This window comes from Isoptericola sp. b515 (assembly GCF_030588125.1).
GTDB classification, from domain to species: Bacteria; Actinomycetota; Actinomycetes; order Actinomycetales; family Cellulomonadaceae; genus Isoptericola; species Isoptericola sediminis.
Map to the genome: position 1 here is coordinate 211900 of NZ_JAUQYR010000004.1, position 23450 is coordinate 235349.

At 71.2% G+C, this 23450-nt stretch carries 14 protein-coding genes; 8 read left to right on the forward strand and 6 right to left on the reverse strand.

Annotated features, from left to right (window positions below; genetic code table 11):
- Positions 1-10 precede the first annotated feature (10 nt).
- Positions 11-859, forward strand: a complete 849-nt coding sequence (locus Q6350_RS12990) for a DUF3027 domain-containing protein (protein WP_171247055.1) — start codon at positions 11-13, stop codon at positions 857-859.
- Complete coding sequence (locus tag Q6350_RS12995) at positions 856-3894, forward strand: sacsin N-terminal ATP-binding-like domain-containing protein (protein ID WP_305066386.1); 3039 nt, start codon at positions 856-858, stop codon at positions 3892-3894. The genes Q6350_RS12990 and Q6350_RS12995 overlap by 4 nt, the downstream gene beginning before the upstream one ends.
- A gap of 77 nt (positions 3895-3971) precedes the next feature.
- Here the strand turns inward: Q6350_RS12995 and Q6350_RS13000 are convergent, their stop codons facing one another.
- Positions 3972-4985: a hypothetical protein gene (locus Q6350_RS13000; protein WP_305066387.1), complete on the reverse strand. Its 1014-nt coding sequence runs from the start codon at positions 4983-4985 to the stop codon at positions 3972-3974.
- A 215-nt stretch (positions 4986-5200) separates the two neighbouring features.
- Positions 5201-5443, reverse strand: coding sequence for a DUF2530 domain-containing protein (locus Q6350_RS13005; protein ID WP_304607539.1), 243 nt, complete (start codon positions 5441-5443; stop codon positions 5201-5203).
- Positions 5444-5545: 102 nt separating this feature from the next.
- Here Q6350_RS13005 and Q6350_RS13010 point away from each other — a divergent pair, with 102 nt between their 5' ends.
- The 3 genes from Q6350_RS13010 to wecC all read left to right on the forward strand — a co-directional run bounded on the left by Q6350_RS13010 (position 5546) and on the right by wecC (position 10247).
- Positions 5546-7000 (forward strand): NCS2 family permease, encoded by a 1455-nt coding sequence (locus tag Q6350_RS13010; protein WP_304603149.1) that lies wholly within the window; start codon positions 5546-5548, stop codon positions 6998-7000.
- 101 nt (positions 7001-7101) lie between these two features.
- On the forward strand, positions 7102-8988 hold the full coding sequence (locus Q6350_RS13015; protein ID WP_305066389.1) for a glycosyltransferase: 1887 nt from the start codon (positions 7102-7104) through the stop codon (positions 8986-8988).
- A gap of 14 nt (positions 8989-9002) precedes the next feature.
- A complete protein-coding gene (gene wecC / locus Q6350_RS13020) occupies positions 9003-10247 on the forward strand; it encodes a UDP-N-acetyl-D-mannosamine dehydrogenase (protein ID WP_305066391.1) in 1245 nt (414 codons plus the stop codon).
- Between the two features lie 49 nt (positions 10248-10296).
- Here wecC and wecB read toward each other — a convergent pair whose 3' ends face one another.
- Entirely contained in the window at positions 10297-11424 is a 1128-nt protein-coding gene (gene wecB, locus Q6350_RS13025) for a non-hydrolyzing UDP-N-acetylglucosamine 2-epimerase (protein ID WP_305066392.1), read from the reverse strand.
- A 252-nt stretch (positions 11425-11676) separates the two neighbouring features.
- Between wecB and Q6350_RS13030 the strand changes: the two genes are divergently transcribed.
- Together Q6350_RS13030 and Q6350_RS13035 are read left to right on the forward strand one after the other, a co-directional pair.
- Complete coding sequence (locus Q6350_RS13030; protein WP_305066394.1) at positions 11677-14637, forward strand: CDP-glycerol glycerophosphotransferase family protein; 2961 nt, start codon at positions 11677-11679, stop codon at positions 14635-14637.
- Between the two features lie 76 nt (positions 14638-14713).
- Positions 14714-18538 carry a CDP-glycerol glycerophosphotransferase family protein gene (locus Q6350_RS13035; RefSeq protein WP_305066395.1) on the forward strand — a complete coding sequence of 1275 codons (3825 nt, stop codon included), beginning with the start codon at positions 14714-14716 and terminating at the stop codon, positions 18536-18538.
- Between the two features lie 43 nt (positions 18539-18581).
- On the opposite strand, the gene Q6350_RS13040 is transcribed toward Q6350_RS13035, so the two are convergent.
- Genes Q6350_RS13040 through Q6350_RS13050 form a run of 3 tightly spaced genes read right to left on the reverse strand, consistent with a single transcriptional unit; the run spans position 18582 to position 22322 of the window.
- Positions 18582-20465, reverse strand: coding sequence for an XcbB/CpsF family capsular polysaccharide biosynthesis protein (locus Q6350_RS13040; protein WP_370375397.1), 1884 nt, complete (start codon positions 20463-20465; stop codon positions 18582-18584).
- A complete protein-coding gene (locus Q6350_RS13045) occupies positions 20462-21394 on the reverse strand; it encodes an ABC transporter ATP-binding protein (protein ID WP_305066398.1) in 933 nt (310 codons plus the stop codon). Before Q6350_RS13045 ends, Q6350_RS13040 begins: the two co-directional genes overlap by 4 nt.
- On the reverse strand, positions 21381-22322 hold the full coding sequence (locus Q6350_RS13050) for an ABC transporter permease (RefSeq protein ID WP_305066399.1): 942 nt from the start codon (positions 22320-22322) through the stop codon (positions 21381-21383). The genes Q6350_RS13045 and Q6350_RS13050 overlap by 14 nt, the downstream gene beginning before the upstream one ends.
- A gap of 129 nt (positions 22323-22451) precedes the next feature.
- On the opposite strand from Q6350_RS13050, the gene rfbB reads away from it, so the two are divergent.
- Positions 22452-23447 carry a dTDP-glucose 4,6-dehydratase gene (gene rfbB, locus Q6350_RS13055; protein WP_305066401.1) on the forward strand — a complete coding sequence of 332 codons (996 nt, stop codon included), beginning with the start codon at positions 22452-22454 and terminating at the stop codon, positions 23445-23447.
- Positions 23448-23450: the final 3 nt, after the last annotated feature.

Genomic DNA, 23450 nt, shown 5'->3' on the forward strand with positions numbered 1-23450 from the left:
GAGACGAATCATGGCATCCGCCGAGGCGCCCGCGAAGGCACGCCGCGTGAGCTCGCGCGCCCGCAACGACGCCGTCCTGCTGGGCGCCGTCGAGCTGGCGCGCGCCGCGGCGCTGGAGGTCGCGTCCGGACCGGACGACGTCGGCGAGCACCTGGGGACGGTCGCCGAGGGCGAGCGGCTGATGTCCCACCGGTTCGCGGCCGGGATGCGCGGCTACCAGGGCTGGCACTGGACCGTGACGGTGGCCCGCGTCCCGCGCGGCCGCACGGCCACCGTCTGCGAGGTCGAGCTGCTGCCGGGCGACGACGCGATCCTCGCCCCGGCCTGGGTGCCCTGGTCGGAGCGTCTGCGCCCCGGGGACGTGCGCCCGGGCGACAAGCTGCCGTTCCGCGCGGACGACCCGCGCCTGGAGCCGGGCTGGACGCCGACCGGTGACGAGGAGCAGGACGAGGTCGCGATCGAGGAGCTCGCGCTGGCCCGCCAGCGGGTGCTGTCCCCGCAGGGCCGGGACGAGGCCGCCGAGCGCTGGTACCGCGGCTCGCAGGGCCCGACCTCCCGCGGGGCGGTCGCCTCGGACGCCGAGTGCACGACCTGCGGGTTCCTGGTGCCGCTGCAGGGCCCGCTGGGCCAGCTCTTCGGGGTGTGCGCCAACGCGTGGTCGCCCGACGACGGCAAAGTCGTCTCGCTGGACCACGGGTGCGGGGCGCACTCCGAGACGGACGTGAGCCGGCGCCGCAGCGAGTGGCCGGACCCGGACCCGATCATCGACGAGTCCACGGTCGAGCAGGTGGACCTGGGGACGCCGGGTCCGGACGAGCCGGACCGGTCCGACGAGCCGGAAGGTGACGAGCGCGCGTGACGACAGACGTCTTCGGGACCGCCGCGCTGCGGCACGCGGTCACGGAGGCGTGGCTCGGGTCCGCCACACGCTTCCGTGAGGACGCGAACTCGGAGGAGGACCACGCCCGCGGTCACTACCGGGACCGCGTCGTGGTCGAGCTCCTGCAGAACGCCGCCGACGCCGCGGCCCGCGCCGGGGTCCCCGGCCGCGTGGAGATCGCCCTCGACACGAGCGCGCGCGTGCTGCGCGTGGCGAACACGGGCCACGCCCTGGATGCCGACGGGGTGGCCTCCCTGGCCTCCCTGCGCGCCTCGGCGAAGGACGGCGCCCCCGGCGAGGTCGGGCGGTTCGGCGTCGGCTTCGCGGCCGTGCGCGGCGTGTCCGACGACGTCACGATCAGTTCGCGCGACGGCGGTGTGCGGTTCGACCTGGACGAGACCCGCACCGCGCTGGCCACGCTGACCTCGGGTGACGTCGGCCCTGACCGGCAGCGGCTCGCGGCCGACGTCGCGGGGCGCGGCGACGACCTGCCGGTGCTGCGCCTGCCGTTCCCGGCGCCCGCGCTGGACGCCGGCTCCGCCGCGGACACGGTGGTCGAGCTGCGGCTGCGCGACGCCGCCGCGGTGGAGGCGGTGCGCCGCCAGCTCGCCGAGCTCGACGACGTGCTGCTGCTGGCGTTCCCCGCCGTCGACCACCTCGCTGTCGTCGTCACGACGGCGTCCGGCACCGAGGACGAGCACACCTGGGACCGTTCGGCCCGCACGGCGGCCCCGCAGCTCGGCCGGAGCGGACGGTTCACCGCCGCGGACGTCGCCGACCTGCCGCGCGAGCACCGGCGCACGGACTGGTCGCTGGTCTGGACCCTGCAGGAGGGGCGGCGCGTGCTGCACGCCCCCACGCCGACGGACGTCGTCATCGACCTGCCGGCCGTGCTGCTTGCGACGTTCCCGGTCGACGCCGGACGCCGTCGCGTGCTGCCCGGCCCGGCCACCGACCGGCTGGCCGCCGAGGCGGGGGCCGCCTACGCCGAGCTGCTCGGCTCGCTGGCCGCGGACCGCGCCACGGACCGGGCCGCTGCGCCGGACCCGCTGGACCTGGTGCCGACCGGCCTGCCGGGCTCCGAGCTGGACGCCGCGGTGCGCGAGTCCGCGACGGCGGCGCTGCGCGGCACCCCGCTGCTCGGCGCGTCCGGCGCGGAGGATGGCGGTGCCGCGCTCGAGGCGCCGCAGGACGCGCTGGTCGTCGCCGGCGACGCCGGCGGTGACGCGGACCTGGTCGCCGCGCTCGCCCCGGTGCTGCCCGGGCTGGTGCTCGTCCCGGCACGGCACCAGGCGACGGTGCGCAGTCTCGGCGCGACCGTCGTCGCACTGGCGGACCTCGTCGACGACCTGCCGGCGGGGCTGCCCGCCGCCCGGTGGCACGACCTGCTGGACTCGCTGGCGCCGTACGCGAACGAACCCGGGGTGCTGGAGTCGCTCGCCGGGGCCCGCGTCCCGCTGGCGGACGGCCGCGTGGCCGGGGTGCGCAGCGCCGTCGTGCTGCCGGAGGGGTCGGTGGACGACGGCGACGAGGCCTCCCTGGCAGCCACGGCCCGGGTGCTCGGGCTGCGCGTCGTCCACCCCGACGTCGCCCACCCGCTGCTGGTGCGCGCCGGCGCGGTGGCGACGGACGCCCACCGGATGCTGCAGGACCCGGAGGTCCGCCGTGCCGCGCTGGACGCCGCCGAGGCGGTCCTGGACGGCGACGGCGACGACGGCGCTCGCGAGGTCGTCGCGTCGGCGCTGGCGCTGGTGCGGCTCACCGGGGGAGCGGACGCCCCGTTCTGGACGGGTGAGCTGCCGGTGCCGACGGCGGACGGCGAGCTGGTCGCGCTGCGCGAGGCCACGCTGCCCGGGACGTGGGCGGCCGAGGTCCTCGACGGTCTCGCACCGGTCGGTGCCGAGTACGTGGCCCGTTACGGCGCTCCGGTGCTGACCGCGGCGGGTGCCCGCACCGACCCGGACGTCTACATCGTCCCGGACGTCATCACCCCGGATCCGGACGAGGCCGACGACGACGGCGGCCCGGACGACGCCGCGGGTTGGCTCGGCGGGTGGTCGGACTACCTGCGGCTGCTGACGGCGCGGTTCGGTCCCGGCGTGGCCGTCGGCGACCTGGTGGCGGTGGCCGACCTCGACGCCGTGGCGGATGACGCCTGGCCGCGGGTGCTGGCCCGGCTGGCCGGCGACCCCGACACGCGCCGTGCCCTGCTGACCCCGGTCCGGCGCGGACGGGCCGCGGCGCCCTCGTACTCGGCGTGGTGGCTGCGCGAGCGGTTCGGCGCCCCCTTCGCCCTGCACGACGGCGTCCCGTTGCTGCCGCCCGAACCCCGGGCGGTGGCCGGGCTGGACGTCGCGGTGCGGCGTGCCCTGGGCGGGGCGGACGCCCTCGGCGATCTCGACCCCACGGACTGGCCGGCCGCGCTGGACCGGCTGCCCGCCGTCGGCTCGCCGCTGCCGCTGCGGGACGCCCTGGTGGTGTGGCGCGGGCTGACGAGCCTGGCGGAGCGACTGGACGCCGCCGACCGCTCGACGGCGCTGGACCCCCTGCCGGACCGCCTGCCCGTGCTCGACGCGAGCGACGTCGTCGTGCAGCCCGCCGAGGACGTCGTGGTGGCCGGGACCGCCCGTTGGGCGGCGCTCGGCGCCGTGGTGCCCGCCCCGGAGAGCGAGGCCGAGGGGCTGGCCGAGCTGCTGGACCTGCCGCTGGCGGGTCAGGACGGGCTGCCGTCCCCGGACCAGCTCGGCACCGAGCAGGAGCTGGACCCGCGCCTCGCGGTGCTGGACCACCGGCTGCCGGCTGTCTGGTTCGAGCACGAGCGGCTGTCGGTGGCGGGCCGGCCGGTGCCGTGGTGGGTGGACGCCCAGGGTCGCGTGCACGCGACGTCGGCGGCCGGGCTGGCCGCCGGGCTGGCGGACGTGCTGGGACGCCCGGACCGGGTGGCGCTGCTGTCGGCGGTGCTGCGCGAGCCGGAGCGCGCGGTGGCGCTCTGGGCGACGACCGCCTGGGGCTGACGCGGAGCCTGCCCTGAGCGATGCGGTCGATGCGGTCGCATGGTCATGTGACCGAAGCCTGTTGCGCCGGGCGGAACTTAGCAGGAGTGGTCGAGCATCTCCTCGACGAGGGCCGCGGCCACGTCCACGGGCTCGCCGTAGGCGGGTAGGTGGTGCATGCCGATGTTGGCACTGACGTTGGCCTCAAGCACGACCGCACCGTCGCTGGTGTCGAGGCTCGGAGTGATGAGGTCGATACCCGCGGCGCGGAGACCTGGGATGGCGCGAGCAGCTCTGACGGCGAGATCAGCGAGTTCTGGCGAGATGAGACGAGTAATGTCAACGTTCTCGCCTCCTTGATGAACGTTTGCTACCCCGTTGAGTACAACCACCTCGCCGTGTTCTGGCACACTTCCGAGGGCGTAACCCTGTTCTGTGACGACTTCCTCGTCCATGACGATCGCCCCGCGCGCTAGGTAGGCGTTTCGTGCGCGCTTCTCGGTTTTGAGTTCGATGAGGTCGGCGACCGTGGTCGCACCGTCGCCAACCACGAAGCTCGGTAGCCGAGTTGCCGCTGCGATGACGGTGTCTCCGATGACGTAGGCGCGAATGTCGATCCCCGCGACCTGTTCCTCGACGAGTACGCGACTACCCTTCGCTGTGATCCCCGCGGTATACGCCCATGCGCGTTCAAACTCCGCGGAGTCACGGACATTGCAGCGAACTCCCTCGCCCCCGCGTCCCCCCGCAGGCTTGAGGACGACGGGTCCGCCAAGACTCTCCTGGAAGGCCACCGCGCTCGCGAACTCGTAGATCTTGAAGCCTCGGCCGTGAGGAGTCGGTACCCCAGCACGTTCCAGGAGCTGCTTCGTGACCGTCTTCGATTCGGCGACCTGGGCAGCAACGTCACCCACGAGTGTCGTAACCATCTTCCGAATGCCGCCAACGACCGCCCCGTCGGCGTAGAAGTAATGACCCAGGCCGACCGCCTGTACCTCGAGGTTCCGGTTCCTCGCGGCCTCAAGTACGTAGTTCAGATGACCGGGGGCGGCCTTGTGCTCATTGAAGGCGGCGCCGTTCTCGAGGAGGTGGCGGGAGACGAAGTCGCGCACGTAGGAGATCGAGCCGTCGTTGACGCGACCCGGAGATCGGCACTCCGGACTGCCATTGCTCCGGGCGTATTCCAGTGTGCTGTCGCCCGAGACCTGTTGCCGGCAAGCCACGAGGCCAGAGTCTGGCGCCATCACGAATCTCCCTCTGTAAGCGGTGCGATCCGTGATCCTAGCGCTCGTCTCCACGTCGGATCGAGTGTCGAAGCCTAGGGGGATCAGTCGCCGCGGTGGCGGCGGGCCCAGGGCAGGCCGAGCAGCCCGAGCACGATGCCGGCCCCGCAGATGATCACGACGTCGACCGGGACCAGGTCGACCGCGGCGAGCACGCCGGTGACCACCAGGGCCACCACCCAGCACGCGATCCCGAGGAGCGTGACGCGGGACAGGTCGATCGCCGGCGGCCCGGGCGTGGGACGGCGGCGTTCCGGGTGGAGCAGCAGCGTCATGACGGAGGGCACGGATCGATCGTACGTCGCGGGCCCCGAACGAGGTCGGCGTCACGCCCGAACTGTCCGGACCGTGTCCCGTCGACCGGCACGGCTCTGGCACGATGTGTGCCCATGGCGAACCAGACCAGCGCGCCCACCGAGGGTCTCAGCGCGATCGACCGCTTCTTCCAGATCACCCAGCGAGGGTCGAGCATGGGGGCCGAGGTCCGCGGCGGCCTGGTCACGTTCTTCGCGATGAGCTACATCGTGGTGCTGAACCCGCTGATCATCGGCACCGTGCCGGACGGCACGGGGCAGTTCCTCGGGGGTGGCGACGCGCCGAACCTCGGGATGGTCGCCGCGGCGACGGCGCTGATCGCCGGCATCGTGACGATCGCGATGGGCGTCTTCGCCAACTTCCCGATCGGCCTCGCCGCGGGTCTGGGCCTGAACGCCGTCGTCGCGTACTCGATCGCCGGCCTGCCGGAGATGACCTGGGCGGACGCCATGGGCCTGGTGGTCATCGAGGGCCTGATCATCCTCGTGCTGGTGCTGACCGGGTTCCGGGAGGCCGTGTTCAACGCGGTGCCCGTCGAGCTCAAGACGGCGATCAGCGTCGGCATCGGCCTGTTCATCTCGCTCATCGGTCTGGTCAACGCCGGGTTCGTCGTGCCGGGTGACGGCACCCCGGTGGCGCTGGGCAACCTCGCCACCTGGCCGATGCTGGTGTTCGTCGTCGGGCTGATCCTCACCATCGTGCTGTGGGTGCGCCGGATCCGCGGTGCACTGCTCATCGCGATCCTCACGGCGACGGCGCTGGCCGTGGTGCTGGAGAACACGCTGAGCATCGGCGCCAAGGCGCCGGACGGCTCCAACCCGAACGGCTTCAACCTCAACGCCCCGGCCTTCTCCGGCGTCGTCGAGGTCCCGGACTTCGGGTTGCTCGGCCAGTTCTCGCTGCTGGGGTCGTTCGACAAGATCGCGGCGGTGTCGGTCGCGCTGCTGGTCTTCTCCCTGCTGCTGGCGGACTTCTTCGACACGATGGGCACGATGGTCGCCGTCGGGGCGGAGGCGAAGCTGCTCGACGAGAAGGGCAACCCGCCGCGGACCCGCGCGATCCTGGTGGTCGACTCGTTCGGTGCGATCGCCGGTGGTGCCGGCTCGGTGTCCTCGAACACCGCCTACGTGGAGTCGACGACGGGTGTCGGCGAGGGCGCCAAGACCGGGTTCGCCTCGGTGGTCACGGGCGTGGCGTTCCTGCTGGCGACGTTCCTGTCCCCGCTGGTGGCGCTGGTGCCCTACGAGGCGGCCGCGCCGGCGCTGGTGCTGGTCGGGTTCCTCATGATGGCGCAGGTGGCGGGCATCAACTGGCGGAACATGGAGATCGCCATCCCGGCGTTCCTCACGATGATCATCATGCCGTTCACGTACTCGATCGCGGACGGCATCGGGGCGGGGTTCATCGCGTTCGTGGTCATCAAGCTCGCGCTCGGCAAGGCGCGCAGGATCCACCCGCTCATGTGGGTCTCCTCGTTGCTCTTCGTCGTGTATTTCCTGCTCGAACCGCTGCAGGACGCTCTGTCCTGACCCGGTTGTGACCTCCTTGTGACCGGGGGTGTACAGAAGGGTGGCTCAGGTCGATACCATTTGCCTCGGCTGACGATCTGAGGTTTGGGAGCGGGAGAACGATGCGGGCACGACGGGCGGGGTGGTGGACGACCGCCCGGAAGGCTGCCTGGCACCTGCGGCGCGGCGGGCCGGACCAGGTCCGGGTGTTCCTCCGCCGCCGGCGCATCCTGGGTGACCACGCCCCGCAGGGCGACACGACGACCGGCTCCGGACTCGCCTACGAACCGTGGACGACGCCGGACCGGGCCGCCGCCCGCTCCCTGCGCGTGGGTGTGGTCCTGGACGACTTCTCCCGGCTCGCCTTCGGGGACGAGTGGCATCAGGTGGCGCTCGAGCCGTCCACGTGGACCGAGCAGCTCGACGGTCTGGACCTCGTGTTCGTCGAGTCGGCCTGGGCCGGCAACGGGGGCGCCTGGAAGTACCACCTCACCGGCCCGTCCGCGCCGCGCACGGCCGTCACGGAGATGCTTGCTGCGTGCCAGGAGCGCAAGATCCCGACGGTCTTCTGGAACAAGGAGGACCCGGTCCACTTCGAGGACTTCCTCGACACCGCGCGGCTGTTCGACCGGGTGTACACGACGGACGTGAACCGACTGCCCGCCTACCGCGAGGCGCTAGGACACGACCGCGTGGGCGTCCTGGCGTTCGGTGCGCAGCCGACGATCCACAACCCGGTGCGCCGGCACGGTGCCGGCCCGCAGCGGGACGTCGCCTTCGCGGGGACGTGGTTCGCGCACAAGTACCCGGAGCGGCGCGAGCAGATGCACCTCCTGCTCGGCGGTGCGCTGGACGTCTCGTCGCGGATGGAGCGGGGCCTGGAGATCTTCTCCCGGTTCACGGGACAGGACGAGCGGTACGAGTTCCCGGCGCCGTACGCCGCGCGGGTGGTGGGATCGCTTCCCTACGAGCAGATGCTCTCCGCCTACCGTGACTACAAGGTGTTCCTCAACGTGAACTCGGTGGTGGACTCGCCGAGCATGTGCGCGCGGCGGATCTTCGAGATCACCGCCTGCGGCACGCCGGTCGTCACCACGCCGAGCGCAGCGACGGGGGAGTTCTTCCCCGGCGACGAGGTCTTCGACGTCGCGACGCGGGACGAGGCGGCCTCGACCGTGCGCGCCCTGGTCCGTTCGCCCGAGCTGCGGGACCGTGCCGTGCACCGGGGCCAGCGGCGCATCTGGCGCGAGCACACGTACGGACATCGGGCCCAGCGGGTGCTGCACGACGTCGGGCTGGCCGACTCGCCCGTCGTGCCGCGTCCGCGGGTGACCGCGCTGGTCTCGACGAACCGTCCGCACCAGCTCGACCACGTGCTGCGCTCGGTCGGGTCGCAGGAGGGAGTGGACGTCCAGCTCGCCCTGCTCACGCACGGGTTCACCGAGGATGAGACCGACCTGCGGCTCCGCGCCAAGGAGGCCGGCGTCGAGGAGCTCGTGCTGCTGCGGGCGGACCAGGACGTGCCACTGGGCGCCTGCCTGAACCGGCTGGTCGACGTGGCCGACGGCGACGCCGTCGCCAAGATGGACGACGACGACCTCTACGGGGCGCAGTACCTGAGCGACCAGCTCCACGCCCTCGACTACGCCGCGGCCGACGTGGTCGGCAAGCAGGCCCACTACATGTACCTCGAGTCCCAGGACGCGACCCTGCTGCGGTTCGCCGAGCGGGAGCACCGGTACACGGACTTCGTCATGGGGCCGACGATCGTGGCGCGCCGCGACCTGGTGGCGCGCGCTCGCTTCGCCGAGACCTGGACCGGGGAGGACACCGGGTTCCTGCGGACCGTCGCGGATGCCGGGGCGCGGATCTACTCCGCCGACCGATTCAACTTCGTCCAGATGCGGTCCGGGTCGGGCCGGCACACCTGGACGGTGACCGATGCCGAGCTGCTCGCCAGCGGTGATGTGGCCTTCTACGGACGTGCCGACCAGCACGTCATGATCTGAGAAGGAATCTGGGTATGGAGATCAATACCGTCGGTGTGGTCGGGCTCGGCTACATCGGTCTGCCGACCGCCGCCATCCTCGCGTCGAAGGACGTGAAGGTGACCGGCATGGACGTCAATCCCGCCACCGTCGAGGCCGTCAACCGCGGCGACGTGCCGTTCGTCGAGCCGGACCTCGCAACCTACGTCAGCGGCGCGGTGCAGCTCGGCACGTTGCAGGCGACGGCGACCCCGGCACCCGCCGATGCCTTCATCATCGCCGTGCCGACGCCCTTCCGTGGGAACCACGAGCCGGACCTCTCGTACATCCGGGCTGCCGCCGAGGCCGTGGCGCCGCAGCTCAACGGCGGCGAGCTGGTCGTCCTCGAGTCGACGTCCCCGCCCGGCGCCACGCAGCAGATGGCCGACTGGATCCTGGCCGCCCGCCCGGACCTGAGCCTCGACGGGTCGGACGGCCGGTCGGTCATCCACGTGGCGCACTGCCCGGAGCGGGTGCTGCCGGGACGCGTGATGATCGAGCTCGTCACCAACGACCGGATCGTGGGCGGCCTGACGCCGGCGGCGGCGCAGCACGCCAAGGAGCTGTACTCGGTCTTCTGCCAGGGACAGATCCTGCTGACCGACGCGGTCACGGCCGAGATGGCGAAGCTCGTCGAGAACTCGTTCCGCGACGTGAACATCGCGTTCGCCAACGAGCTCTCGCTGATCGCGGACAGGCTGAAGATCGACGTCTGGGAGCTGATCGAGCTCGCCAACCACCATCCGCGGGTGAACATCCTCCGGCCCGGACCGGGGGTCGGTGGGCACTGCATCGCTGTCGACCCGTGGTTCATCGTGGACGCGGCGCCGGAGCAGGCACGACTGATCCGCGCCGCCCGCGAGGTCAACGACTCCAAGCCCGAGTGGGTCGTGGACAAGGTGATCGAGGCGGTGGCAGGAATCGAGAACCCGACGGTCGTCGCGCTCGGGCTGAGCTTCAAGAAGGACATCGACGACCTGCGGGAGTCCCCGGCGCGGACGATCGTCGCCGAGGTCGCGGACCGGCTCCCGGACGGGCAGATCCAGGTCGTGGAGCCGCACGTCGACGGCCTGCCCCCCGAGCTGGCCAACCGGCGGAACGTCGGGCTCAGGAACCTGGACGAGGCGCTCGGGGCGGCCGACGTGGTGGTCGTGCTCGTCGACCACGGCGCCTTCGACCAGATCCGCGCCGCCGACCTCGGGGACGTCGCGCTCATCGACACTCGCGGTATCGGGTGGTGACAACAGCCGCCGTCGGCTGACGGGGCCGTGGCGGCCCCCATTGAGGACGTCAGGCGAACTCGGCGGGACGCTCCGCGCCGGTGAGCAGGCCGGCGATCGCCTGGACGCTCCGGGCCGCGGCGTGCCCGTCCCCGTACGGGTTGGTGGCGCGGGCCATCACGTCGTAGGCCTCCCGGTCCGTGAGCAGCCGGGAGACCTCCTCGACGATGGTCGTCTCGTCCGTCCCGATGAGCCGCACGGTGCCGGCGTCGACGGCTTCGGGGCGCTCGGTGTTCTCCCGCATGACGAGCACCGGCTTGCCGAGGCTCGGGGCCTCTTCCTGCACGCCGCCGGAGTCGGTGAGGACGAGGCTCGACAGGGCGAGCAGACGGGTGAACTCGCCGTACGCCAACGGCTCCGTGACGGTCACGTTCGGGCGGTCGTGGAGGTGGGGAAGGATCGACTCGCGGACGATCGGGTTGCGGTGCGCCGGCAGGACCAGCTCCACGTCCGGGAAGCGCTCCGCGAGCCGGGCAAGGGCGCGACCGACGCCCTCCATCGTGCCGCCCCAGTTCTCGCGCCGGTGCGTGGTCACCAGCAGGACCCGGCGGCCCGACAGGGCCAGCTCGGTGAGCTCGGGCCGGGTGAACGGCGTCTCCTTCTGCACCGACATGAGCAGCGCGTCGATGACCGTGTTGCCGGTGGAGAAGACCGCTTCCGCGGGGACCCCTTCGCGCAGCAGGTTGTCCCGGCTCCGGGGGGTGGGCGCCAGGTGCAGGGACGCGATCTGGGAGGTGATCCTCCGGTTCGCCTCCTCGGGGAACGGCGAGCGGATGTCACCCGACCGGAGTCCCGCCTCGACGTGCACCACGGGGATCTGTCGATGGAACGCGGCGAGAGCTGCCGCCGTGGAGGTCGACGTGTCGCCCTGGACGGCCACCGCCGCTGGCTGCTCCGACTCGAGGAGCGGGTCCAGCCGTTCCAGGACGCGGGCGACGATCGTCGACAAAGAGGCGCCGTGCTCGAAGACGTCGAGATCGTGGTCCGGGGTGATCTCGAAGATGTCATTGACCTGATCAAGCATCTCGCGGTGCTGTCCGGTGACCACGTTCACGACGTCGAGCACGTCGCTCGCCTCAAGAGCCTTGACGAGGGGTGCGACCTTGATCGCTTCGGGGCGAGTGCCATAGACGGTCATGACGCGAGGGCGCACGGGCCAACCTTCACCTTCAGTGGATCCATCCCGTCGGGCGATACGCCGGCCCGGGGAATCCGGCTGTCGAGGACATGGACGGAGACTGTCCGGAGTCTAAACGGTGGGTATCATCGTCGGGCCACAGGACCCCTCACCATTGGCGGAACGATCCACGTCATGACCAGAGCTGCAGCTCTCCCTGCCGTCGTGCGGCGCACTCTGGGAGGCATCCGGCGGAGGCTCCGTCCGCCGCAGATGAGCGTGGTCATGCCGTGCCGCGATGGCGAGAGGTTCGTCGAGGCGGCCGTCCGAAGCGTCCTGAACCAAGACATGCGCGATCTTGAGCTGATTGTGGTGGACGACGGGTCACAGGACCGGTCGCGGGAGATCGTCGAGGCGCTCGCGGGCCGGGATCGTCGGATCCGTCCCATGGCGACCAGCGGTGGCCTCGGGCCGGGCGCGGCACGCAACCTGGGGGTCGCGCAGGCACGCGGTCGATACCTGACTTTCGTCGATGCCGACGACCTGGTTCTCCCGGGGGCGTACTCGCGCATGCTCGACGCGCTGCGGAGGTCGCGCAGCGACATGGCTGTGGGCGGCTATCTCCGGCACGGGACGGGCGGGACGCACCGGCCGCGGCTGGTCTCCCGGGTGCACCGGGAGGAGCGGATCGGCACCGACGCACGACGCACCCCGTCCTTGCTCGACGAAGCCGTGGTCTGGAACCGCGTGTACCGGACGGCCTTCTGGCGGTCCTCGGTGGGACCTTTCCCCGAGCAGGGCAACTACGAGGACCGGGAGCCTGCGCTGCGTTCCGCCCTACGTGCCCGTTCCTTCGATCTCCTCGCTACCGAGGTGTACTCCTGGCGCCTCCCGGAGGGGCGCGCCTCCCGGTCCCAGCACAAGAGAGAGCTCGGCGACCTGCGGGACCGGCTCGCGGTCATCGAACGCAAGCTCCCGATCCTCGACGAGGCCGACGGGGCGCTGCGGGACCGCGTGGTCGCCCGCTGGATCGGGCCGGACCTCGGGATGTACGCGGCCCATGTGCCGCAGGCCGACGACGCCTACTGGGACCTGCTGCGCGCTGGCGTCGCCCGGATCGCACCAAGAGTGACATCCGCGGTCTGGGCTCAGGTGCCCGTGCGTGACCGGCTGCTGGCGTGGTGCCTGGTGTCGGGCAGCCGTCAGGACGTCGAGGAGGTCCTGGGGACGCAGGCGGAGGACTCGACAGCCGTACCGCTGGTCGCCACCTCGGACGATCGGCTCCGTGCAGTCCCCGAGGTTCTGGACAGGCTCGGGACGAGCGTGCCCCCGGAGGTGCTGGACGTCGACCCCGGGCTGCTCGAGCCCGAGGCCGGTATTCGGAACGTGGTCCGGCTCGACGACCGGAGGGTGCAGGTCGACGGCTGGGCGTACGTCCCCGGGCTGGCCCCGGACACCCCGGGGCTCGACGTACGGATCCGGCAGGCCGGGGACCCTCTGGTGCTCGACCACGACGGGCACCGGGATCTGCTGGTCGACGTGGACGCCGGTGATCCCTGGCGCAGCTATCGCGACGCAGGCTTCCGCGTGGTCCTGCCGGCCGACGGGCCCTCCGCGTCGCTGGAGGTCGAGCTCGTCCTCGGCGGCGCCGCATGGGTGGCCACCATCGAGGTCGCGACGCCGCTTCGCGAGGCGGCGGGCCTCCGTCCGGACTCCGCGGTGGCGCAGGGGCCGATGCGCATGACCGTCGACGATGTCGCCGTGCACGGGGGCTCGGTCCTGGTGTCCGGGACGGTCGCTCCGGTCCCGGAGAAGCTTCGCGTCGGCCTGCGGACGTCACGCCGGGTGTTCGACGCGTTCGCCGACGTCTCGCCGGAAGGCGCGTTCTCCGTCCAGATCGACTCCATGGGCTCGGCGTTCCCGAGCGACGGCTATTTCCTGCGGTGGTCGACCTCCGCGGACGGCGAGCTGGTCGGCTGGGCACGGCCGGGTCACGCGCTGATCGAGGGTGCGGTCGAGGCCGGTGGTGAGTCGCAGGCGGCGACGGTCGCGCGTCGCGGTGAGAGCGCGGTCAGCGTCACGATCAGGCCGCCCCTGACCGTGGGGGAACGATCACGATACGGTCAGCGCGCGCTGCGCCGGGTACAGGACTGGGGGCCGGTGGTTCCGGCCGTCCTGTTCGAGACCTTCAACGGCAAGTCCTGCGGGGGCAACCCGGGAGCGATCTTCGACGACCTCCGGCATGCAGCCGTGGACGTCCCGCTCTACTGGTCCGTCCGGGACCTCTCGGTGCCCGTGCCCCGCGGAGGCACACCGCTCGTGATCGGTTCCGAGGCGTGGCACCGGGCGCTCGCGACGTCGGCGGTCCTCGTCAACAACAACAACTTTCCGCACCACTTCGAGAAGCGTGCGGAGCAGTTCTACCTGCAGACGTGGCACGGCACCCCGATCAAGCGCCTGCTGTGGGATCTCCCGTCGTCGGCCGTGCCGCTCACGTACCGCAGACTCATGCGGCGGCAGGTGCCGATGTGGGACCTGCTGCTTGCCCAGACGGAGTCGGCGGTCGGGGACCTGCGCAGCGGGCTGGGCTACGACGGCGAGGTGCTCGTGGCGGAGCAACCGCGCAACGCCGCTCTGCTGGCAGGCGTCGACGGGCGGCTTGGTGTTCGGCGTGACCTGGGGATCGGTCCGCAGGAGCGGGTGATCCTCTACGCGCCGACATGGCGAGAGCACCACCGGACGCGCGACCGCGCCGGGACGTGGGACGAGGAGCTCGACCTCCAGGGGCTCGCGGAAATGACCGGTGCCATGGTGCTGGCACGTAGTCACCATGTCTCGAGCCGGCGCGAGGTCTCGGGGGCACGTGTCAAGGACGTCAGCGACCACGGGTCGGTCGAGGAGCTGATGCTCGCGGCGGACGTCCTCGTCTCGGACTACTCCTCGGTGCTCCACGACTGGTCGCTCCTGAACCGTCCGGCGATCGTCTACGCGCACGACCTGGCGCGATACCGCGACGTCGAGCGCGGCTTCTACGGCACATGGCCGAACGACATCCGATGGCCGGTCGTCGAGCACGAGGATCAGCTCGTCGAGGCCGTCAGCCACGCGTTCGACGGCACGGGAGCGACACCCGCCGTCGACTCGACAGGGGTCACCGAGGGACTGGCGCAGGTGCGCGCCCGCATCATGGACCGACTCGACCCGCCGGTGCGCTCGTCGGCCGAGATCGGCTGACGGCACCATTCGGCGCCTCGGCAGGAACTCCAGGAATGTGCACACGGCTCTACCCGCACGACGCAAGGTGTAATTGGTGAAGGAACTTCTGAGAGTGGCGTCCGGTCTGGAACGCCGCAAGCACGACCGTGCGGCCACCGCCGTGATCCGCGTGGCCGAGGTGCTGCAGCCGGACGACGCGGAGGTGGCGCTGCACCGGGCGAAGCGGGCCCTCGGCCGCGATCGGCTCACGGAGGCTGCGGCGATCCTGCGCGCGGCACTCCGGAGCAACGCGGAGGACCACCGGCTCTGGTACCGCCTCGGGTTCGTGCTGGAGCGGAGCAAGGACCTCGAGGAGTCGCACGAGGCGTACTCGCGGGCCATCGAGCTGCACCGGTCCGAGGCCGAGTATTTCTACCGCCGCGCGAAGGTCGGCCGGCTTCTCGGACGTGACGACGAGGCGATGGGAGACACGGAGAGCGCCCTCGCACTGACCGAGTCCGACCCGCGGGTGCATCAGATCCGCTTCGAGGCCGCCTCGAAGCTCCCCCTCTGGCGCAAGTTCGAGATCCTGGAGCAGGGCTACGCGCTGCACACCCGGGACGAGAAGTGGGTGCGCCACCTCGCGGACGCCGCGTTCCGCATGAAGAAGTACGACGTCGCGGCCCGGTACTACGACCACCTCCTGGGGTTCCCGGGCTGCGGCTGGAAGGACGCCGTCCACGCGTTCGTCGCCGGCACACGGTCCGGGGTGGAGCTCACCGGCGACACCGAGGCGATCGCCGTCCGGAAGTCGGGTCGTGAGGACGCGCGACGCATGGGGATCGGCGTGCTCCTGAGCGCTCTCGCCTTCCGCGACCTCGCGGTCGCCACGCTGAGCCGGCGCCTCGCGACGCGACCGACCGCGGAGCTGTACCACGCGCGGGGCATGGCCTCCCTGTTCCAGTACCTGTTCGACGCCGCCGCCGCCGATCTCATGCTGGCGGCGGGGCTGGCACCGGCTCGCGCCGAGTACCACTTCCGTCTCGGGCAGGCGCTCGAGCTCAGCGGACGGTTCGCGGAGGCCGCGGACGCATACCGCCAGGCGATGACGAGCGACGCCCCGACGGACTACCGCCGGTATCGCGCCGGGTACTGCGCCTGGAAGGCGGGCGACACCTCGGCGGTGGTCGACCTCCTCCCGGACGTCCTCGGGCTGTCCGGGGAGAGCGACGGCGAGCCGGCGCGGCGCTGGAGCCCCTATCTGGAGCGCAACGCGCTGGCGGCGGCGGGCCGGGCCATGGAGCTCCGCGACGACGCCATGCGGGTGAGGCTCGCGGGGCAGTTCGCGTCGGGGGGCGACCTCCGCCGGGCCGAGGAGCTGCTCATGAGTGCCGTGCGCAGCACACCCCGCCACCAGCCGGTGACGCACCTCAAGCTCGCCCAGGTCAGGGCGCTGCTCGGGGATCACGAGGGCGCGGCGGCCGCCTTCGTCGACTCCCGGGTGCTGCGCCGCCCGTTCGTGGGCGACATCGGGTCCCAGCTCAAGACGGCCGCTGAACGTGACGCCGCCAAGTTCCTGGAGTTCGCGGAGTGCTTGCCGGTGGACGGCGACCTGGTGCTCCTCGAGAGCAACCACGGCGTCTCGCTGACCTGCAACGTCCTGCCGATCACCCGCCACCTGCTCGAGGACCCGCGCTTCGAGGGAATGACGTTCGCCGTGGTCGTCAACGGCGACGGGGTGCCGCAGGACGTCCTGGCGGACCCCCGGGTCATCCCGGTCCCGCGGGGGAGCGAGCTCTACCTGCGGTATCTCGCGACGGCACGGTGGCTGGTCAACAACAACACGTTCCCGCCCTACTTCTCCCGCCGCGACGAGCAGCGCTACCTCAACACCTGGCACGGGACCCCGCTCAAGACGCTCGGCAAGCACATCCGGGGTGGTCAGCTCGACCACAAGAACGCGGCGCGGAACTTCCTCCACGCCACGCACCTCGCGGCACCCAACGACCACACCGCGCGTGTCCTCCTGGAGGACTACGACGTGGCGCACCTGTACACGGGGAAGGTCGCGGTGACGGGCTCGCCCCGGGTCGACGTGACGGTCGCGTCGGCCGGGACCGCGGCAGGGGCGGTCCGTGAGCGGCTCGGGCTGCCGGACGACGGCGCCCCCGTCCTGTTCTACGCGCCGACCTGGCGCGGAGACCTCGGCGCTCGTGACGTCGACACCGAGCGGCTGCGCAGCACCCTGGAGGCGCTCGTCGGTGTCGGTCGCTATCGAGTGGTCTTCCGGGGTCACCCGGTCGACGAGGCCGCGCTCGGGGACCTGGCCGTCCCCGGGGTGACCGTGGCGGACCCGACCGTGCCGACGAACGAGGTCCTGACCGCCACCGACGTGCTGGTGACGGACTACTCCTCGGTGATCTTCGACTTCCTGCCGCTCGGTCGGCCCTCGGTCTTCTATGCCTATGACGAGGCCGAGTACCGGGACGCCCGCGGCTTCGCCGTCGAGCCCGCCGAGCTGTCACGGTTCGTTTTCCGCACGGAGGTCGAGCTCGTCGAGGGGCTCGAGAAGATCGCGGCGGACGCGCACACCGACAGCGGGTGGCACGACGCCGCGGTCGAGACGTTCGGCGCCACCGAGGACGGTGCCGCGACACGTCGGGTCGTGGAGTACTTCTTCGACGACGCGATCGAGCCGGAGCGGGTCCGCGACTTCTCGACCGATCGCCGGGAGTCCGAGCTGCTCTTCTTCCAGGGCTCGTTCATGCCGAACGGGATCACGTCCAGCTTCCTCGCCCTGGCGGCGGGTCTGGTCGACGCGGGTGTCGGGTGCACCGTCGTGCTGGAACCCTCGGCCCTCCACTCGGAGGAGCGCCGGGTCGAGCGGTTCGAGTCCATGGATCCGGGCGTCCGCGTGATCGGGCGCGTGGGGGTGCAGGCACGGACCGCCGAGGAACGGTGGGTCATCGACACCTTCAACCGGCACGACGACCTGCCCTCGGAGGCCATGTGGGACTCCTACTGGCGGGCGTTCCGTCGGGAGTCACGCCGCATGTTCGGCAGCGCTTCGTTCGACGCCTCGATCTGCTTCGAGGGGTACGCCAGGTTCTGGATGGCGCTGCTTGCGGTGACGGAGGCGGGCAAGCACGGCGCCTACCTGCACAACGACATGCTCGGCGAGGCGCGCACCCGCTTCCCCTACCTGTACGGCGTGGCGCGCCAGTACCGCTCGTACGACGTGCTCGCCTCCGTCTCCGAGAGCGTGCACGAGGCGAACCGGGCCCACCTGCCGGAGGTCGTCGACCTGGACCCCTCGCGCTTCGTCTCGGTGCCGAACGTGACCGACCACGTGAAGACCCGCGTGGCGGCGGAGGAGCCGGTCGACCCGGAGCTCGAGGAGTGGATCGACCCGGAGAGGTTCACGTTCGTGAACGCGGCGCGGCTCTCCCCCGAGAAGGGGCACGGCCGGTTGCTCGACGCCCTCCGCGAGCTGCGGGACGCGGGTGTCCCCGTCCAGCTGCTCCTGGTCGGCGACGGCCCGCTGCGCGAGGTCCTCGAGGCGTACGCCGGCCGGCTCGGACTGACTGCCGCCGACGTGAGGTTCGCGGGGTACGTCGCCAACCCGTTCCCCGCCATGCGTGTCTGCGACGGGTTCGTCATGTCGTCCGAGTACGAGGGACAGGGGCTCGTGGTGCTCGAGGCGTTGGCGCTCGGGCTGCCCGCGATGTCGACCGATGTCGTCGGCCCCCGCACCATCCTCGAGGGCGGGGAGGGCCTGCTGGTGCCGAGCACGACGTCGGGGCTGCGGGACGGCATGCGGGCCCTGGCCGAGGGGTGGCAGGCACCGCAGGCTTTCGACTTCGAGGCGTACCGCCGTGACGCCGTCCGCGCCTTCACGGAGGCGTTCGGCACGCGGGCCCGGGACCTGGCAGAAGCCTGAGCTGACGTCCGGCCCGCCGATGGTGTCGGCGGGCCGGACGCCCTCAACCGGCGGGGCGGTCGACGTCCCGGACGCCGGGCGACACCTGGGCGCCGATGGCGTACAGGGTCATCATCGACGCCGCGATCGACAAGGTTCGCGGAGACACATGGGCATGCTCAGTGACCTCGGGATGATTCGTCCGTACCACCTGGAGCGCCGCCGGGGGGTAGCTCTGCAGGATCTCGGCCGTGTACGGGTACTGGGGCGAGTTCGGCGAGGTGATCACCGTGAGGTGTGCGCCGCCGGGATGCGGGGCGACCTGCCCCCCGAGGTGGTGGAAGAGGTCCCGCTTGCGGTGCACGAAGAGCGGGCCAGCGGTCCAGTGCAGGTCGTCGTACGTGCTCTCGTAGAAGGTGTCGTCCAGCACAGGGTCCACACTGACGGCCCGCCAGCCGTTGCGGGCGGCGTAGTAGAGCGCGGCCGTCCCGCCCTTGGACGGCCCGTAGGTGATGATCCGGTCCGCAGGAACTCCGAGCTCGCCGGCGACCCGTTCCACCAGACGGGTCACCTGAGCGGTCCGGTCCGGGTTGCGGTGGGTGTCCAGGTAGAAGCCGCCCACGACGCCATCGACGTCCGCGATCCGGAGGATCGCGGTCGAGTCGGGGACGTGCTTCGGCAGCGAGCGGTAGTTGCTGTCCATGTAGCGCAGGATCGACGGCTTGTCGTAGGGCGTCGCCATGGAGGAGAACACCACGACCATGGACTCGGCCCGGACCTGGGAACGTGGCGGCTCGACCGTGTGGATCAGGCCTTCGTCGCCATGCTGGAGGTCGCCGTCCTTGACCTTGTGCCAGAAGTCGGGGATGTGGCTGTCGAGGACGAACCGGGTCTCGTTCTTGTCCGCCCGGTACATGTGGAACCCCTGGGCCGCGAGCTGGTAGACGAGATGCCGCGCGGCGTGGTTCTTGTAGGCGATGCGGACGAGGTTCTCCTCCCCGTTCGCCAACGAGCCGTGCTTCACCGTGACGACCTTGACGTGCTCGCTGATCTCCGGCACGTCCGTGACGGTGGACGCGTCGAAGGTCATCACGGAGGACGGCTTCTGCGCGGCGACCTGCTGCGCCGGGGCCGTCGCGGCCGACGCGGCCGAAGGAGTGGCGGCCGAGGCCGGTGCGGGGGCCGGCGGTGCGGACTCTGCCGCGCGCGGGGCCCCGAACACGGAGGCGACGCTGCGGTAGACGCTCGGTGCGTAGTGGAACGGTGCGTCCCCCCACGCGTGGTCGGGGCTGGAGACCACCGCGGTGCTCCCAGGGGTGACGACCTCCGCGTCGAGGATCCGGGCCGCGGCGTCGATGTAGGGCCGGTAGAGGGCGTTCGCCTCGTCGGCGGACACACCGAAGCTCGGCGGCGTCGCGGTGCCGGTCTCGGAGACCGATGCCCAGGGGATGTCGAGCAGAGCGACGCCGGCGCGGGGGTGGTGCGTCCGGAGCAGGGACGCCACGGTCTCCAGGCCCTGGCTCCAGTACTGCAGGTGGATGTCCGAGCCGAACGGGAGATGGTGGGAGCCCGCGGGGAGGAGGTTCTCCGCGCCGGAGCTGATCAGCTCGAGCGACCGGGTGATGACGGAGCCGTCGGGCAGGACGTACGCCCCCAGACGTTCGTCGACCAGGTCGACGAGGAAGAGGTCGATCTCGTCGGTGGAGTCGCGCAGCAGCGTCGGCAGGCTCGACCCGAAGTCCCCGCTCAGCATGCGCTGCTGGAACCGCGACTCGAGCGTCGGAGGTGCGATCAGCTCGACGGGTTTGGTGTAGGCGCTGATCGCCGACTGGCGAGCGACGTACTCGGCCAGCTCGAACTGCTCGTCGTCGAAGTACTCGAAGGTGTCCCGGGACACGCACGAGCCGTAGATGAATACGCGGTGCTTCACTGGTCGCTGTTCTCTCACTCGTTCGGGGGCATGCGCTTGCTGTCCCGGACGTGCCGGGCCGTGTAGAGCCGGGGGCGGGCGGTCTCCTCGACCTGGACGTAGGTCTGCTGTCGCTCGGCGAAGGCGTTCTCGATGATCTTCTTCGCCTCGTCGGGCTTGTCCTTCGCCACGGCCCAGGCCCACTTGCGGTACCGCAGTGCGACGTCCTCCGCGGCGCCGTCGAGGACGAGCCGGCCGTGGTTCAGCCAGATCGCGCGGGTGCAGCTCTCCTCGATGGTCTGCGCCGCGTGGCTGACGAGGAACACGGTGCCGGCGCTCTGGCGGAGGCGCTGCATGCGGGCCTCGCTGCGCTCCTTGAACGCCGCGTCACCGGTCGCGAGAGCCTCGTCGATGAGCAGGATGTGGGGGTTGGCCGCTGTGGCGATGGCGAACCTCAGGCGGGCGCCCATGCCGGACGAGTAGGTCTTCATCGGCAGGTAGATGGACTTGCCCAGGCCCGCGAGCTGCTTGACGTCGGGGACGGCTTCCTCGGCCTGCTCCGGGGTGAGGCCCATGGCGAGGCACCCGAGCCGGATGTTGTGCTCACCGGAGAGGTCCGGCACGAGGGCGGCGTTGACGCCGATCAGCACGGGCGTGCTCTCCGCGAGGACCCGGCCCTTGGCGGGGTTCTCCAGGCCGGCGATGATCCGCAGCAGCGTGCTCTTGCCGGAGCCGTTCTGGCCGACCAGCCCGATCTGCTCCCCGGACTTGGCGACGAACGAGATACCGGACAGTGCGCGGACGAGCACCTTGGGGTCGTTGCCGAGCACCGTGCGTGCCGCCCGCTTGACGAAGTTGGCGCCGCGGCGGCGCTCGGCGGCGTCGGTCGACGGGACGCGGTAGCGGACGTGGACGTCCTGCACCGCCACCGTGGCGTGGGCGAACGGGTTGTCCTCACGCCTGGCCATAGGACTCCTCCCCCTGCCAGAAGAAGAGGAACCCGAGGACGAGCGCACCCACGGACCAGGCCCCGAGCCCGATCCAGGTGCCGGCGTCGGGCACCGTGGCGTAGAGCAGGCAGTCCCGCGCGGCGTCCAGGACCATGTACATCGGGTTGGCTTCCATGATCCCGACGATCGACGGGAACTCCTTGAAACGGTCCACCGAGAAGAACACGGCCGACGCGTAGAGCCAGATCCGCATGCCGACGCCGAGGAGCTGGCCGATGTCCGGCAGGACGGTGGTCATGCGGGCGAAGAGGAGCGCGAGCCCCGTCGCCAGCATCACCTGGAGGACGAGGACGACGGGGAAGAGGAGCGCCGCCAGGGACCAGCTCTCGGCCGGTGGGAGCAGGACGATGATGAGGAGCATCGCCCCTATGGTCGGGATGAGGTTGAGGATGCTCCGCAGGACGACCGAGATCGGTAGCGAGGCGCGGGGGAACGTGAACGCTCGGATGAGGTTGCGTCCGCTCTGGATCGACTTCGCGCCGTTCGTCACGCACTGCGTCGTGAACTGGAACAGGAAGACCCCGATCACCAGGTAGCCGACGAAGTTCTCGATGCCCCGGCTGGTGTTCAGGATGAGGCCGAAGATCAGATAGTAGGCGAGACCGTTGAGGACCGGGTTGATGACGAGCCACGCCTGGCCGAGCAGCGTCTCGCGAGTCCCGCTCGTCACCTTGGCCCGGGCTTCCGCCCAGAGGAAGTGCCGGCGGCTCCAGAGCTGGCCCAGGTACGTGGAGATCGGTGGTCGCGCTCCGACCTGCGTCAGGCGGTCGGTCGAGACCACCTCGAGCGCCTTCTGCTGCCCCGTGAAGATCTCCTTGTAGAGATCCGCGACGTCGGCCGACGTCGCGGACGACGTCGACTGCGGTGGGGGGACCGGGGCACTCATCGCGTGCATCTTAGAGGGTATGGCGTGACCGGATCCCCTCCGGTGCCGCCACGTGGTCCACGAGATGGTCACGATTCGCCCTCGGTCGACCGCTAGCCTGGCTCCACACCAGCAGTGAGGAGTGGACGCGTGCGGGTACTCGTCACCGGCGGCGCCGGCTTCATCGGCGCGAACTTCACCCTGCAGACCCTCCGGGACCGCCCGGACGCTCAGGTGACGGTGCTCGACGCCCTGACCTACGCGGGCGACCGGAGCTCGCTGGAGCCGGTGGCCGCGCAGATCGAGTTCGTGCACGGCTCCGTCACCGACGTCGAGCTGGTCGACCGCCTGGTGGGGGAAGCGGACGTCGTCGTCCATTTCGCCGCCGAGTCGCACAACGACAACTCCCTCGACGACCCGTCGCCGTTCGTGCAGACCAACCTTGTCGGCACCTTCGCGCTGCTGGAGGCCGTGCGCCGGCACGGGGTGCGGTTCCATCACGTCTCGACCGACGAGGTCTACGGCGAGCTGTCACTGGACGACCCGGCGAAGTTCACGCCGGAGACCCCGTACGACCCGTCGAGCCCGTACTCGGCCACCAAGGCGGGGTCCGACCACCTGGTGCGCGCCTGGGTGCGGTCCTTCGGCGTGGCGGCCACGATCTCGAACTGCTCGAACAACTACGGGCCGTACCAGCACGTCGAGAAGTTCATCCCGCGCCAGATCACGAACCTCCTCGACGGGGTGCGGCCCCGGCTCTACGGCGCCGGGCTGAACGTTCGCGACTGGATCCACGTCGAGGACCACAACACCGCCGTGTGGGCGATCATCGACCGCGGCCGCATCGGCGAGACCTATCTCATCGGTGCGGACGGCGAGAGGAACAACCTCGAGGTCGTGCAGACGCTGCTCGAGATCTTCGGCCGCGACGCCGACGACTTCGACCACGTCCCGGACCGCCCCGGCCACGACCTGCGGTACGCCATCGACGCGACCACGCTGCGCGACGAGCTCGGTTGGACACCCCGGTACACCGACTTCCGCTCCGGCCTGGAAGCGACCGTCGACTGGTACCGCGAGAACGAGGCGTGGTGGCGTCCCCGCAAGGCCGCGGTCGAGGCGAAGTACGCCCGGACCGGCCAGTGAGGG